Annotated in this window: 11 protein-coding genes; 6 read left to right on the top strand and 5 right to left on the bottom strand. The window is 52.1% G+C overall.

The window, feature by feature from the left end; all coding sequences use genetic code 11:
• Window positions 1–32 precede the first annotated feature (32 nt).
• Together ACS5NO_RS30785 and ACS5NO_RS30780 are read right to left on the bottom strand one after the other, a co-directional pair.
• Window positions 33–1,667: a sodium/sugar symporter gene (locus tag ACS5NO_RS30785; protein ID WP_439418674.1), complete on the bottom strand. Its 1,635-nt coding sequence runs from the start codon at window positions 1,665–1,667 to the stop codon at window positions 33–35.
• 125 nt (window positions 1,668–1,792) lie between these two features.
• Complete coding sequence (locus ACS5NO_RS30780; protein WP_439418673.1) at window positions 1,793–3,256, bottom strand: TonB-dependent receptor; 1,464 nt, start codon at window positions 3,254–3,256, stop codon at window positions 1,793–1,795.
• 88 nt (window positions 3,257–3,344) lie between these two features.
• Between ACS5NO_RS30780 and ACS5NO_RS30775 the strand changes: the two genes are divergently transcribed.
• Window positions 3,345–3,752: a gamma-glutamylcyclotransferase family protein gene (locus ACS5NO_RS30775; protein WP_439418672.1), complete on the top strand. Its 408-nt coding sequence runs from the start codon at window positions 3,345–3,347 to the stop codon at window positions 3,750–3,752.
• 109 nt (window positions 3,753–3,861) lie between these two features.
• Here ACS5NO_RS30775 and ACS5NO_RS30770 read toward each other — a convergent pair whose 3' ends face one another.
• A complete protein-coding gene (locus tag ACS5NO_RS30770) occupies window positions 3,862–5,307 on the bottom strand; it encodes a S41 family peptidase (protein WP_439418671.1) in 1,446 nt (481 codons plus the stop codon).
• A gap of 233 nt (window positions 5,308–5,540) precedes the next feature.
• On the bottom strand, window positions 5,541–6,209 hold the full coding sequence (locus ACS5NO_RS30765) for a hypothetical protein (RefSeq protein WP_439418670.1): 669 nt from the start codon (window positions 6,207–6,209) through the stop codon (window positions 5,541–5,543).
• A gap of 175 nt (window positions 6,210–6,384) precedes the next feature.
• Here ACS5NO_RS30765 and ACS5NO_RS30760 point away from each other — a divergent pair, with 175 nt between their 5' ends.
• From ACS5NO_RS30760 to ACS5NO_RS30740, 5 genes are all read left to right on the top strand, one after another.
• Complete coding sequence (locus tag ACS5NO_RS30760; RefSeq protein WP_439418669.1) at window positions 6,385–7,422, top strand: oxidoreductase; 1,038 nt, start codon at window positions 6,385–6,387, stop codon at window positions 7,420–7,422.
• A gap of 134 nt (window positions 7,423–7,556) precedes the next feature.
• On the top strand, window positions 7,557–8,027 hold the full coding sequence (locus ACS5NO_RS30755; protein WP_439418668.1) for a MarR family winged helix-turn-helix transcriptional regulator: 471 nt from the start codon (window positions 7,557–7,559) through the stop codon (window positions 8,025–8,027).
• A gap of 130 nt (window positions 8,028–8,157) precedes the next feature.
• Entirely contained in the window at window positions 8,158–10,614 is a 2,457-nt protein-coding gene (locus tag ACS5NO_RS30750) for a 3-hydroxyacyl-CoA dehydrogenase/enoyl-CoA hydratase family protein (RefSeq protein WP_439418667.1), read from the top strand.
• Between the two features lie 65 nt (window positions 10,615–10,679).
• Entirely contained in the window at window positions 10,680–11,051 is a 372-nt protein-coding gene (locus ACS5NO_RS30745) for a four helix bundle protein (RefSeq protein WP_114407467.1), read from the top strand.
• Between the two features lie 51 nt (window positions 11,052–11,102).
• Window positions 11,103–12,278 carry an acetyl-CoA C-acyltransferase gene (locus ACS5NO_RS30740; RefSeq protein WP_439418666.1) on the top strand — a complete coding sequence of 392 codons (1,176 nt, stop codon included), beginning with the start codon at window positions 11,103–11,105 and terminating at the stop codon, window positions 12,276–12,278.
• A 118-nt stretch (window positions 12,279–12,396) separates the two neighbouring features.
• Here ACS5NO_RS30740 and ACS5NO_RS30735 read toward each other — a convergent pair whose 3' ends face one another.
• Window positions 12,397–14,475 carry a LysM peptidoglycan-binding domain-containing protein gene (locus ACS5NO_RS30735; RefSeq protein WP_439418665.1) on the bottom strand — a complete coding sequence of 693 codons (2,079 nt, stop codon included), beginning with the start codon at window positions 14,473–14,475 and terminating at the stop codon, window positions 12,397–12,399.
• Window positions 14,476–14,565: the final 90 nt, after the last annotated feature.

Genomic DNA, 14,565 nt, shown 5'->3' with positions numbered 1-14,565 from the left:
AAAACCGATACTCATCAAGAAATGGTAACGAATCACCAGAAATTGGCATACAAAACCACCAGAATTCCCAGAATCAGCGCCGAACCGGCGATAAACGACGGCGTTACCTTGAACATTTGCCGGTCGATTTCCAGGCCTTTCTCGTTGTGGTGACTGGCCGGATCGGTCAGCGAAACGATGAACATGATGGCGATGTCGATGCAGAAAACCCACATCGTCCGGTGCAGAAACGGAATGTCAGCCGCCTGAACTCCGAACGTCTCCATCACTTCTGCCCAGAATTTGAGCAGCGTCGACAACGGAATGGTGACGATGGCCACCGTCAATGCCGCCCGCGTGGTGGCGCGTTTCCAGAAAAAGCCCAGCAGGAAAATGGCGAAAACGCCCGGCGTAATGAAATTGGTGTATTCCTGAATATACTGATACACCTGATCGAACGACCGCAGCATGGGCGCAATGATGATGGCGATGATGAACGCCACCACCACCGCATACCGCCCCACCCGCACCAGTTTCTGCTCCGACGCGTCTTTGTCGAAGAATTTCTTGTAAATATCGAGCGTAAAAATCGTCGAGATGCTGTTGCATTTCCCCGCCAGCGAAGCCACCACGGCGGCCGTCAAAGCGGCAAACGCCAGGCCTTTCATGCCCGTTGGTAACAAGTTCATCAAAACCGGGTAGGCATTGTCGGGCCGGACCGCACCGTTGCTGGTCATTTCGGTTTGAAACGTGCCATTTTTGAACAGGACATAAGCCGCGATGCCCGGAATCACGACAATGAGTGGAATCATCAGTTTCAGAAAAGCCGCGAAGAGAATGCCGCTCCGGGCGGTTTTCAGGTCGGCTCCCAGCGCCCGTTGCACAATGTACTGATTACAGCCCCAGTACGACAGATTGTTTACCCACATGCCGCCCGTTACCAGCGCCATGCCGGGCAACACGCTGTAGTGCGGATGGCCTTCCGGAAAATACATGTGAAAATGCGAATCGGCTTCGGTGCGGAGCGACAGCAACCCGTTCCAGACGCCGGAAATACCCAGTTTGTCGGACACCAGTTGCAAAGCCAGATACGTCACCACCAAACCGCCCGTAATCAGCACCACCACCTGAATGACATCCGTATAGCCGATGACTTTCATGCCGCCCAACGTGATAAAAATGGCGAAAAGAGCCAGCCCGATGGTGCAGGTCGTAAACGAAATACCAGCCAGCGACTCGATGGCAATGGCTCCCAGGTACAGAATCGACGTCAGGTTGACGAGTACATAAACGACAAGCCAGAAAATGGCCAGAATCGTACTGACCGTATCATTGTACCGTTGCGCCAGAAACTGCGGCATGGTGTAGATGCGGTTTTTCAGGTAAATCGGGATGAAATAAACCGCCACGATGATCAGCACGGCAGCCGCAATCCACTCGTACGACGAAATGGCCAGCCCCATGGCAAACCCCGACCCGGCCATGCCGATGAAGTGTTCGGCGGAGATGTTCGACGCAATCAGCGAGGCTCCGATGGCCCACCAGGTCAGCGATCCTTCGGCCAGAAAAAAATCTTTGGTATTGGTTTCAGCGGATTTTCGACGGCGGTAGATCCAATAACCGTAGCCGGATACTATGACAAAATACAGCAGGAACACCGCGTAATCGGCGGGTTGAAGGTGGTTCATTCCAAGGTAGTTTTAGGCTTAAAGAACGGCAAAATAGAACTATTTCCATTCCCGTTCAACTTCCCACCTTTTCGGATGCCGTAAAATTCATGCAGACCAGTCCCTGACAGGGTCTGCGACCGCTGTCAAGGATTCGGAGTTGCCGTTTGCACTTGTTGAGTAACCGGTTGAAGCTCCACCTCACACGGATAGCCAAACAGGCAGTTGTCTTTGATGATCTTGGCAACGCCCTCGGGTACCATCGCTTCCCAGCCATCTTCCCCGGCTTTGACCATTTGCAGCACGCGGTCGGTCGAAATGTGCAGGTTTTCTTCGTTGTAATCGGTAATATCTTCGATTTTGTCGTTGGCAATGAGGTATTGGTACAACGGTTGCAGGTTGGGCGGCAACTGAAAATCCTGACACCGGTAAATCACGCCGTCGGAGAGCAGCGTTGGATAGACAAAAAGTTTCACTTTCCGGCTGAACAGCGTGGCAAATGACTCCAGAATACCCCCCGGCAGGTTTTTGTAATGCTGCTCTTCAAATATGTATTCCAGGTTGGGAATGCCCAGGATCAGGCCCACTTTCAGGCGGGTCAGTCGCGAGAGGTACGAAACCAGCCGGTAATATTCCAGAAAACTCGAAATCATCACCGTTTGCCCAAGCGAGCACAGAATGTCGACGCGATCGAGAAAATCCTTCTCGTCGATCCCGTGATCAACGTTGGCTGCCAGGTTGTGAAGCGTTAACTCCGCGACAGTCACCACCCGGTTGGGGTCAATTTCGGGTTCTTCCAGAAACTGCTTCAGTCCGTTGCTGAGCATATCGACGTGAACATTGGTGACAGGCCGCAATCGTCCGCGCAACAACACAATATGACGTTTGTAGAGTGCTTCCGAGGGTTGCAGCACCCGACCGTCCGGCCCGAACAAAGCCGCGTTGGTAAAACCGTTTCGCACCAGATACAGGCTCATCAATCGGTTATCGACGTTGGGAAAATCCGGCCCATCGAAGCGGATCATATCAATTTCAATGCGCTCCGGCGACAGATCGTCCATGAGCGACAACAGCAGGGTTTCCGGTGATTTATGGTAATAATAACAACCGTAGATCAGGTTGACGCCAATCACACCCAGCGCCTGCTGTTGCAACACATTCTCGTTGTCGAGCATCCGGACGTGGATGATCACGTCGTTATAAGGCCCTTTGGGTTCAAGTTGAAACCGCAGGCCAATCCAGCCGTGTGATTCGTTGGTTTTCTGATAGTTAAGCGCAACAACGGTATTGGCAAATGCAAAAAATGTAGTCGTTTCTCCGCGTTGTTCGGCCAGCCGTTTTTCCATCAGGCTGTACTCTTTGCTGAGCATTTTGATCAGCCGTGATTCGACCACGTAGCGCCCGCTTTCTTCCGGGCCATAAATCGCATCGCTGAAGGTCATATCATACGCCGACATGGTTTTGGCAATGGTTCCCGACGCGCCCCCGGCTTTAAAAAACATGGCTGCGGTTTCCTGCCCGGCCCCGATTTCGGCAAAAGAGCCGTAGATCCGCCGGTCAAGGTTGATTCGCAGCCCTTTTTGTTTGGTTCCAATGGTTTTATCGTACATAGGTTGGCGAGTAGACGAGTTCACATGCGACGGGCAAGCTAACTTTTGGTTTAAATTTACAAATATCCTGGTGAATACCGCCTATCGCATGTCTACTTCTACAACGTCTTTTATCCATCTTTTTGTTTACGGAACCCTGCTGAGTGCGTCAAAACACCCAATGGCGCAGGATTTGCGTCAAAAAGCCCAGCTTCTCGGACCGGCTTTTTTCCCCGGCCGGTTATACGATCTTGGCACGTACCCCGGAGCGGTTTATGACCCGATTGCCCAAACGAATGTGTATGGGGAAGTCTATTCGTTCACAGAATCGGTGTGGAAAAGGGAGCAGGAAACGCTTGATGACTACGAAGGAAATGAGTATGTCCGGGCTATTGTGCCGGTCCAAACCGACGATGGTTTGGTCGATTGCTGGATGTACCTTTTCAAACCGCCAACGGATTCGTTACCGCTTATCGCGTCGGGGCGGTATTTTGGGCAAAAAGGAAATCAAAAATAATAAATGATGAATTTTAAATGTAAAAGTGTGCGAAGAGCGCGTCTTTACTTTTACATTTAAAATTCATCATTTTACATTTATGATTCACTGTATTTGAAGTCCAAATCCATCACCGATTCAACGGACTCCGGTCGTCGAACATATTGCTGCCACCAGCCCGGCGTTCAACTGAGGAGCCGATGGCGGGCAATTGTGGCCCCTGATCGGCGGAAATGCGGGCCGTTCCGTTGCCGACAATCTGGGCCACGGCCGCGTTCAGGTACTCTTCTTCCAAATCTCCCAATGGTTTCAAGGCCAGCGGTTCGTTTTTTATGATTGTTGGCGTAAATCCCGTCGAATAATCCGACTGATTCAGGGCATTAAAGGACTTGAAAACAATGGGTTGCATCCCCCATTTTATTTTGCCGGTTTTGTCCGAGACCGTAATGGAACCCACATTCTTGCCGTAGGTGGTTTCGCCGATGGTGATAACCGGCATAAAAGGCTTCAAGCCATTGATGATCAATTCACTGGCCGAAGCGGTTCCACCCGTTGTCAGCACAAACACCCGCGACAGGTTGCCGCCAATGTTTTGCGCCTTGGTCTGAAAACGGGTTGTTAACTGAGCCGTTTGGTTCTGGCTCTGGAGTTCCGCCATCACATCCTTGTTGTATTCCGTGCGGTAAAACGTCTTCGTATTATCGACCCCCTTGGCAATCATACTCGCCAGTTTGACCGACGACGACACGTAACCGCCCGGATTGTAGCGCAAATCCAACACCAATTCATTGACACCCCGCGCCTTGAACTTACTGAAAATCTGCTCCAGTTTCTGGTCGTAGGTGGGCGTTGTGCTGCCATTCGGGCCAGGGATAAACTGATTATAGACGAGATAGCCAATCGTTTTTCCACCAATCGCGTAAATTGAATCCAGAAAAACCGGGTTTTGCTGAAAAACCTCCGCCGTAACCGTTTTCACGACTTCGGTATCCACGATTTTGCCGCTTTCCAATTTGGCCATACCGTAGTTGAAAGTCGTAGGATTATTAGCCAAAGAAGCATAATTGCTGGTCGTCAGTTTCTGACCGTTGATCGTCGAAATAAAATCGCCCCGTTTCAGACCGGCTTTGTAAGCGGGCGAACCGGGCAAAACATAGAGCACCTTGATAATCACATCCGTCGAACCCGCCGTCCGCAGAAAATACTTAACCTCAAGACCCGTTGTTTTTTGTTCTCCGCTCAGTGACGACCTCAGTTCGTCAGCACTTTCCTGAATCCACGAAAACCGGTCGCGCTCCGGGTTGGCTCTGTTGTTATAATCGTAAAGCAGGGAATAAAAAAAGGGAGCAGTTGTCAGCATCGTATCCGGATTAGCCGGCATTTTGTCATTCCAGTAATACACCGCCCGCATGTTCTCCAGAATCCAGTTATTCACTGATTGGTCGGCTTTTGCAGGCGTGCCACTCACCGGCGACTGCGGGGTAACCGACGGGTCTTTCGTACAGGCAGTCATCCAAAAACCAAGCACTGCCATCACTATCCAGGCAGACTGCCGTACGTTCACAGAAATTTTCATCAGGTTCGTTTCGTTGATGCGAATTGAAAAAGTGTGTAAATCTAACGCATGACTCGTTGCAATATTTTAACGCTACGGCAGTCCATTTGTTCTACTAAACCCAGTGGTTAATTGTATTTTAATCAGAATTAACAACCGTTGGTGGTTTTCCTTGTAACGCTTACAGGTCATAAAAACGCCCACCGGGTATTCGCGCTGACGAATATCCGGTGGGCGTAACCGTTTGGTGGGTCTTATTTGTCCTTTTTAGCCGAATCCTTGCCCCAGCTCACCTTAAACTTGCCTTCGGTGATCGAGATTTCACCGCTGCCTTCAGTGCGTTTGGTGTTGTCGTGGTCGTGCGGCCCCGACTTCGTTAACATCCCGCCACCGGCCGCCGTGATGGCTTTGTCTTCCAGGTTCTGCCGGATTCCAAAACCGGAAATGGTAGCCAGTGCGCGTTTTTTATACGTTACTTCTTTTAACGTGGCTTCAAACGTCCCTTCAATGCTGTTATCCGTCACACTGGTGATCGTCACTGTACCTTTCCACGACTCCCCATCGCGGAACGCGTGGCCCAATCCTTTCGATTCCTCCGTGTAATCGACCAGCGCCCAAATCACGTTGCCGTTCGATTCCTTGTATTTCTTTTCCATCTCCCGGTCGTTTTCCGCAATAACCGGGTAGGTGCCCGGTTTCAGTTGGTCGACATACACAAAACGAATCCAGGTCTGCACATCCGGGCTCACATTCATGCCGGCAATGGCGAGGTATTTGACACCGGTAAAGGGCAGATTGAGCCGCTGGGCTTTGGCTTGCCACTCTTTCCCGTTAATTTTGGCAGAAACCACATTCTCCGGCGCTTGTGCATACGTCTGTATACTCCAGCCGAAGGCTACGATAAGGGCGAAAATCTTTTTCATAAGGTATTCTGTTCGTTGTTGTTAGCAGTATTTCGGAACAAACATACGTGAATCGGCACCAATCCGGTTACCATTCACGAAAAGCCGTTTACAAAAATAAACTACCTTGCCGGTTCTGGTTTTTAAAACCGGTCTGTATTGCTATTTAATCCTGTTAAAACCGCTCTTTTCCCGTATGAAACTGCTTTTGTTCCTGCTACTTCCTTCCCTTGTTTGTGCGCAATGGCAACCCCAAATCAGTGGCACCGACGCCAACTTTCGGGCCGTCAGCGCGGTGAGCCGGAAGGTGGTCTGGGTAGGCGGCAGTAAAGGCACCTTCGTCCACACGGCCGACGGCGGAAAAACCTGGAAAACCGGAACCGTGCCGGGGGCCGAAAGCTGCGACTTTCGCGATGTCCAGGCTTTCAGTGCCAAAGAAGCCATTCTAATGGCCGCCGGCCCCGCCGAAAAAGGCCAGGCCCGACTGTATCGCACCAACGACGGCGGTAAAAAATGGCAGCTCATTTACCAGACCAAACAGCCCGGCGTATTTTTCGACTCGATGGATTTCTGGAACCGCTGGGAAGGCATGGTGTTCAGCGATCCGATCAACGGAACCTGGTATGTGATGACCACGACGAACGGCGGCAAAAACTGGAAGCGGGTTCCGGCGGAGAACCTGCCGCTGCTTCCCACAGGTGAAGCCGCCTTTGCCGCCAGCGGAACCAGCCTGATCACGCGGGGGTATAAATGGCGCATGAATAGTTACCAGCGGGCCTGGATTGCATCGGGGGGCGTTGGCAACGGGCGATTGTATACGGCGGCAACACCCGAGTCGGCTTGGCAAGTGATCGAAACGCCCATCCCGGCGGGTCCAACGGCTGGCATCTTTGGGCTTTGGTTCGATGCGCAGGGCCAAAATGGCATGGCCGTTGGGGGCGATTATAAAAATGAAAAAGGCGTCTGGCAGAATGTGGCCGTAACCACCGATGGCGGCAAAACCTGGAAAGCAGGCACCCCCACCGATCCGCCGGGGTTGAAAGAAGCCGTCGGGCGGTTGTCGGGCAAGCGGTTCATTGCAGTGGGGCCGTCGGGAACGGGTTATACCGACGATTTCGGAAAAACCTGGACCAAAATTGACGATTCGGCTTTTCATTCCATTGACTGTTCGGGCGGCCAATGCTGGGCGGTGGGTGCCAAAGGAGCGATTGCGGTGATCAGGGAGGTGAAGTAGCGGTTTTGTGCGCTCTTTGTCGTCCGGTTTTATCCCAATTTTATCTTCATTTCTTCAATAGTATGCTTGCATAATACCTCGTCTATATTGTAGCTTTACAGTCGATGGCCCCTAACGAGCAACGAGAACTGAAGATGAAGAAAGAGAAAACCGTCGATTATCACATTAAAACGGGTTGGCACGCCATTTCGCGCATGTACAATGCTTACGCAATCCGCTATGATATGACGATGGCAATCGGCTATGTGTTGCTAAACATCGACACCGAACAAGGCACGCCCGCTACCAAAATCGGGCCGTTGCTGGGCATGGAGCCGCGCAGCCTCGTCCGGATGCTGAAAAGCCTGGAAGAACGTGGCTGGATTCGGCGGGTCATCGACGAAAACGACAAACGGTTTGTCCGTATCGTGCTGACGGATGCCGGGAAAGAGAAACGCGAAGTAGCCCGCGAAGGCGTTATCCAGTTCAATAACCTGATCCGGGACAATATTCCGCTGGAAAAACTGGTGATTTTCTTCGACGTGATGAAGGACATCAACCGGTTGGTGGAAGACGAAAATGCCAAAATGAAAGCGAGCGGAATTACCGAATTCGTAATGAAGTGAAGGAGAGTAAAGAAATGAGACAAGAGAGATGAGACCAGAGAGGTAAGACAATTCGTCGGACGACCCAGTCTTTCTTCTCTGGTCTCATCTCTCTACGCTTCAATAAAGATCCAGACCCTATTTCAATACCATGGAAGCAACCCTTGCAAAACCACAATCAGAAGGCCGGACGCCGACCGCCAAAAACCGCAGCATTCGCCGGGTAGCCGTCCTGGGCTCCGGCATTATGGGCTCACGCATTGCCGCTCACTTTGCCAACATCGGCGTGGATGTGCTGCTGCTCGACATCGTCCCTAACACACTGACACCCGCCGAGGAAGCCAAAGGATTGACGCTCGATAAACCCGCCGTCCGCAACCGGATTGTGAACGATGCGTTTCAGAATCTGCTGAAAGCCAGCCCGGCCGCGCTCTACAGTCCGAAATTCGCCCAACGGATTACGCTGGGAAATTTCGACGATAATCTGCCCGAAATCGGCAAATACGACTGGATTATGGAAGTGGTGGTCGAGCGGCTGGATATTAAAAAATCGTTGTACGAGCGCGTCGAGCAATACCGCAAACCGGGCACGCTGATCACCTCGAACACCTCCGGGATTCCGATGCACCTGCTGACCGAAGGCCGGAGCGAGGATTTCCGGCGGCATTTCTGCGGAACCCACTTCTTCAATCCGCCCCGGTATCTGCGCCTGCTCGAAATCATTCCCGGCCCCGACACCGACCCGACGATCATCGATTTTCTGATGAAATACGGCGATTTGTATCTGGGAAAAACCACGGTTCTGTGCAAAGACACGCCCGCGTTCATTGCCAACCGTTTGGGCATCTACGCCATGATCCAGACCATTCGCGTGGCCGAAGACATGGGGCTGACCGTTGAGGAAGTCGATAAACTGACCGGCCCGGTGGTGGGTCGCCCGAAATCGGGAACATTCCGGCTCTCGGATGTCGTCGGTTTGGACACGACGGCGAATGTGGCCAGCAACCTGCTGAACGTGCTAACCAACGACGAGTCGAAAGACACCTTCCAGTTGCCGCCCGTCATGCAGAAGCTGATGGAAAACAAGTGGCTGGGCGATAAAACCGGTCAGGGGTTTTACAAGAAAATCAAGGACGAAAAAGGACAGTCGGTTATTCTGGCGCTCGACCCGAAAACGTTCGAGTACAAACCGTCGCAGAAAGTGAAATTCGCGACGCTGGAAGGCACCAAAAGCATCGACAACCTCAAAAAGCGGTTTTCGGTTCTGCTGGCTGGTCAGGACAAAGCCGGGGAGTTTTACCGCAAAACCTTCGCCGACCAGTTCCGGTACGCCAGTCTCCGCATTCCCGAAATCGCCGATGAACTCTACCGGATCGATGCCGCCATCACCGCCGGTTTTGGCTGGCAACTGGGCCTGTTCGAAACCTGGGATGCCATCGGCATTCGCAAGGGAATCGAACTGATCGAGTCGCAGGGGTCAAAACCGGCGCAGTGGGTCTACGATCTGCTCGATGCCGGTTTTGACAGCTTTTACAAAGTGGAAGGCGGAGGAGTACGGAAATACTACGACATTCCAACGAAGAGCTACAAAGCCATTCCGGGAACGGAGCAGTTCATTTTGCTGGAAAGTTTGTCGAACAATGTGGTTTGGAAAAATGCCGGTTCGGTCATCTACGACCTGGGCGACGGGATTCTGAACCTGGAATTTCGCAGCAAAATGAACACGATGGGTGCCGAAGTGATCGAAGGCATCCACAAAGCCATCAGTCTGGCGGAAAAGGATTTCCGTGGCCTGGTGATCGGCAACGACTCGTCGGAGGCCTATTCGGCGGGAGCCAATCTGGCGACGCTGTTCATGTTTGCCATTGAGCAGGAATTTGACGAGATCAACCTCATGATTGCGCAGTTCCAGCAGACGATGATGCGGGCGCGGTATTCGTCCATTCCGGTCGTGGGCGCTCCGCATTCCCTGGCCCTCGGCGGGGGCTGCGAGCTGAATCTGCACGTCGACCGGGTGGTGGCCCATTCCGAATTGTACATGGGTCTGGTGGAAGTGGGCGTCGGCCTGATTCCGGCGGGGGGTGGCACCAAAGAAATGGCCGCCCGCGCCAGCGATCTCTACCAAACCGGCGACCCGGAACTGAACATCCTGCAAAGTATCTTTATGAACATTGCCACCGCCAAGGTCTCGACTTCGGCGCAGGAAGCCCGCGAAATGAATTACCTGTTGCCCTCGGCGCAAATTGTGCTGAACCGCAGCCGCCTGATTGCCGAAGCCAAGCAGGTCGCCATCGAACTGGCTGAAAACGGCTACACGCAACCCAAACCGCGCAAGGACATCAAGGTGCAGGGAAAAACCGGGATTGCGCTCTTCAAAGCCGGGATTACCGCCATGCGCATGGGCCGCTACATCTCCGACCACGACCAGAAAATTGCCGAAAAGCTGGCCTATGTCATTTGCGGTGGTGATCTGAGTTCGCCACAAAACGTCAGCGAGCAATATTTGATCGATCTGGAACGCGAAGCTTTTCTTTCGTTAACCGGCGAGAAAAAGACGCTGGAGCGGATTCAGGGGTTATTGAATGGGGGGAAACCGCCTAGGAATTGATTTTTTAGATGCGAGATGTGAGACAAGAGAATAAAGACCTTTCATTATAATCTCACATTTAGAAGATGGAAACACACAATTTTAGAAATTTAAAAGTATGGCAGTTATCGGTAGATTTTGTGACAGCTATTTACCAATTAACTACCCTGTTTCCAAATGACGAGAAATTCGGTTTGTCTTCACAAATTAAACGCTCGGCAGTTTCCATTCCTTCCAATATCGCGGAAGGATCTGGACGGGGTAGTAATAAGGAATTCGCCCGTTTCTTATCTATATCGCTGGCTTCATCCTACGAATTAGAAACACAACTAATCGTTGCAAATCGTCTAAATTTCCTGGCAGAAACTATTGTTCAAGAAATAATCCGGAAACTACATGAGATACAGAAAATGATATTCTCACTTCACAAAAAGTTTGAAAGTCAAATTTCTTCCTAAACTTAAGAGTTTCTCTTGTCTCATGTCTAACCTCTTTAATCTCAATAAAAAATGGACGCATACATCGTAGCTGGCTATAGAACCGCCGTCGGGAAAGCTCCCCGGGGCGGATTGCGGCTCACCCGCCCCGACGACCTGGCGGCTGAAGTCATCAAACACCTGCTCGCACAGATTCCGAACTTCGACCCTGCGCGCGTCGAAGACCTGATCGTCGGCAATGCCGTGCCGGAAGCCGAGCAGGGCATGCAGATTGCCCGGTATATTGCCCTGCTGTCGCTGCCCAACAGCGTGCCGGGCATGACCATCAACCGGTATTGCGGATCGGGACTAGAAGCCATTGCCATCGCGTCGGCCAAAATCCACGCCGGACTGGCCGACTGCATCATTGCGGGTGGTACCGAGTCAATGTCGCTGGTGCCGGTGATGGGTTGGAAAACCGCCCTGAACTTTGAAATCGCGCAGAAACACCCGGACTACTACATCGGCATGGGACTAACCGCCGAGCAGGTGGCCGAGCAATTTAAAATTGGCCGCGAAGACCAGGATCAATTTGCCTTCGAATCACACCAGAAAGCGTTGGCGGCTCAGGCAGCCGGGAAGTTCGACGGTGAAATTGTGCCGATTGCCGTAAAAGAAACGTATTTCGATGCCGATTCGGGCAAAAAGAAAACCCGAGAATGGACCGTTGGCAAAGACGAAGGCCCACGCGCCGACACCAGTTTTGAAGCCCTGAACAAGCTGAAACCGGTTTTTGCGGCTGGCGGCTCGGTCACGGCAGGAAATTCATCGCAAACATCCGACGGTGCCGCGTTTGTCATCGTGATGTCTGAAAAGCTCGTCAACGAACTGGGGTTGAAACCGAAAGCCCGGATGGTGTCTTACGCAGCCGCTGGCGTAGAACCGCGCATCATGGGCATCGGGCCGGTGAACGCCATTCCGTTAGCCCTGAAAAAAGCCGGGTTGAAACAGGATGATATCGATCAAATTGAACTGAATGAAGCCTTTGCGGCCCAATCGCTGGCGGTTATTCAGGAACTTGGGCTGGATCGCAGCAAAATCAACCCGAACGGTGGGGCCATTGCGCTCGGCCACGCGCTGGGTTCGACGGGTGCTCGGCTGTCGGTGCAGTTATTGAATGAAATGGAGCGTCAGAACCAGAAGTACGGCATGGTTTCGGCCTGTGTCGGTGGCGGTCAGGGCGTCGCCGGGATTTTTGAGCGGCTTTGACAACCGCCCGATACCCCTAAATCCCCTAAAGGGGACTTGGACACAGCTTACTCCAAATGCAGAAAGTCCCCTTTAGGGGATTTAGGGGTATCATCAAATACAGGGGCTTCGGCCCCTTTTATTTTTTCCGGATCACCAATCGTGCCCCCACAACCGCCGTCAAATCCGGCAAATGATTCCATTGGCGAACCTGCTCCGGTTTTACGTTGTAGCGCAACCCAATCCGGTACATATTTTCGCCGGGTTTCACCACATGAATCAGTTCACCCGTTGAATTGACCGGTACAGTGGCCAGCGCTGCCGGTTTTGCCACAGGTGGTCGAGCCATTGCGGGTTTGGTGGGTTTCGCGGCCAGCGGAACTAAACCGGTTTTCGTGGGCGACTTCGATTGATCGATCAACAATGCCTGACCGGGCCGGAGCGGTTTTTGGGCCGACAAATTATTCCAGAGATACAATTGGGAAACCGTCACGTTGTATTTCCGGGCTACCGTTGCATAGGTATCACTTTTTTCCGCCACGTGCATAATCAGCGGACCACTCACCTCTTCCGGCTCTTCTTCGGCTTCCTTCACCGGAACCGCTTTCTCTGTTACGCGAACGGGCTGAATGGTTTTGGCGGCACTAGAACGGAACTGCGGGGCTTCCGGTTCGTTCAATGCCGCAATCATACTGTCCAGCGTCGACAGGGTGCTTCGGCTCGGAACGGTGGTCAGGGGCTTTTCGGCAACCGCCAGCCGCTCGGGCTGCTCAGTCGGCTCCGGTTTCAAAACGACGGGTTTCTGATCGGCGGAGTCCGGTTTGGTAACGGCCAGGACGGGTTCGGTTTTAGGTGTCAAAGGCGGTTCGGCGGGTGCCCGGTAATATTCCACCGGCAGGTTGGAAGGTCGCTTTTTCTGCAACCATAAAATCCGGTTCACCGCGGGTTGCTGCTCGGGATTGATCCCATTGTACGCAATCAGTTTGTGAAGTTTAATCCCGTATTGCTGGGCAATGGCCCACAGCGACTGCCCGCGTCTGACAATGTGAAACGGCACGTTGGCCCGTTTCCTTTTTTTTCGCAGGTAATAAATTTCACCCGCAACAATCGGCTGGTCGCTCCGCAGGTCGTTATACCGCTGAAACTTTTCCACCTTTATTTTGCCCTCATAAGCCAGCGTAATCCGGTTGTCGAATAACTGCGCCTGAATTCCTTTTTTTCCGTTGATCTGGTAGAATATCCCACCCCGTTTACCGGGTTCCGCCGTACTTTTTTGTAATACCGGAAAACCAGCATCCTGGAGAGCCGCCTGACGCTCGCCCGACGAACCAGTTTGCTGTTTCAACCCGGCATACTGTTCCGGCGTTGTCGGGACATAAACTGTATAATCCTCATTTTCCGGTATGCGGGGTGCTTTTAGCCAGGTATTGTATTGACTGACCAGGGCTTCACTAACCCGACACGTTTCCGCAATTTGCGAAAGGCTTCTCCCCCGGGTCTCTTCATACGGAAACAAAACCGTTTGTTTCTGCGGATGATAAACCGACAAGGCGCGTTCCAAAACCATTTTAGACGCCAGCAGCCGGATCAGAAACACATCCTGCGGGTCATTGAGGGCGTAAGTTTTTCCATCTACGGGTTCCTGTGTTAAAAGCTGGGTCGAGTCTCCGCGCAACAGTTGATCGTACCGGTGGATGACCGACACCCAGTTCGGCTTTCGATTATACAGTTGTTTTAACCGGGTCAAAACGGCCCGCGTCGACCGGATGGGATGCCGCCGTTCATCCACAAAAACATCAGTTCGCAGATCGTGCAGGGTCGTCTTGTCCAAAGCCCAAAAACCGGAGGATGCTTCATCAGAAGCCGATATCGAATGATGAAGGGCCAGAAATAAAAAATCGTCGGATAGGGAATGTTGAGCCAGAAGAGGCCGGATAATCGGAAAGTACGCATTCATTCGCTCCAATCGGGCCGTCACCAATGCCCGATTGACATACAATAATTCTGCTTCCTGTTGAACGGAATGCTGCGTGGCCGGGGTCAACAGAATCGTTACCCCGGCAAATTCCAGCCGGTTATCAATCCGGGGAACACCCTGAGCATGAACGGCTCCACCCTGAAGCAGAAGACCTAAACTCAATCCAAACAGTCGTCTGATGAACGACGGATTCAGGCCGTTCCGCAACAACGCTGGTCTGAATGTATTTTCCTGGATCATACCTACGCAATAGTCGTACCCAATAATAGACGAAATATACAGTTAAATCATACATGTACAAGCAAAAATGGCATTAATTTATACTTTATG

The organism is Larkinella fluvii (assembly GCF_051857545.1).
Lineage (GTDB): Bacteria > Bacteroidota > Bacteroidia > Cytophagales > Spirosomataceae > Larkinella.
The sequence above is the reverse complement of the archived record's forward strand: the minus strand, read 5'-3'. Positions and strand labels throughout refer to the sequence as shown.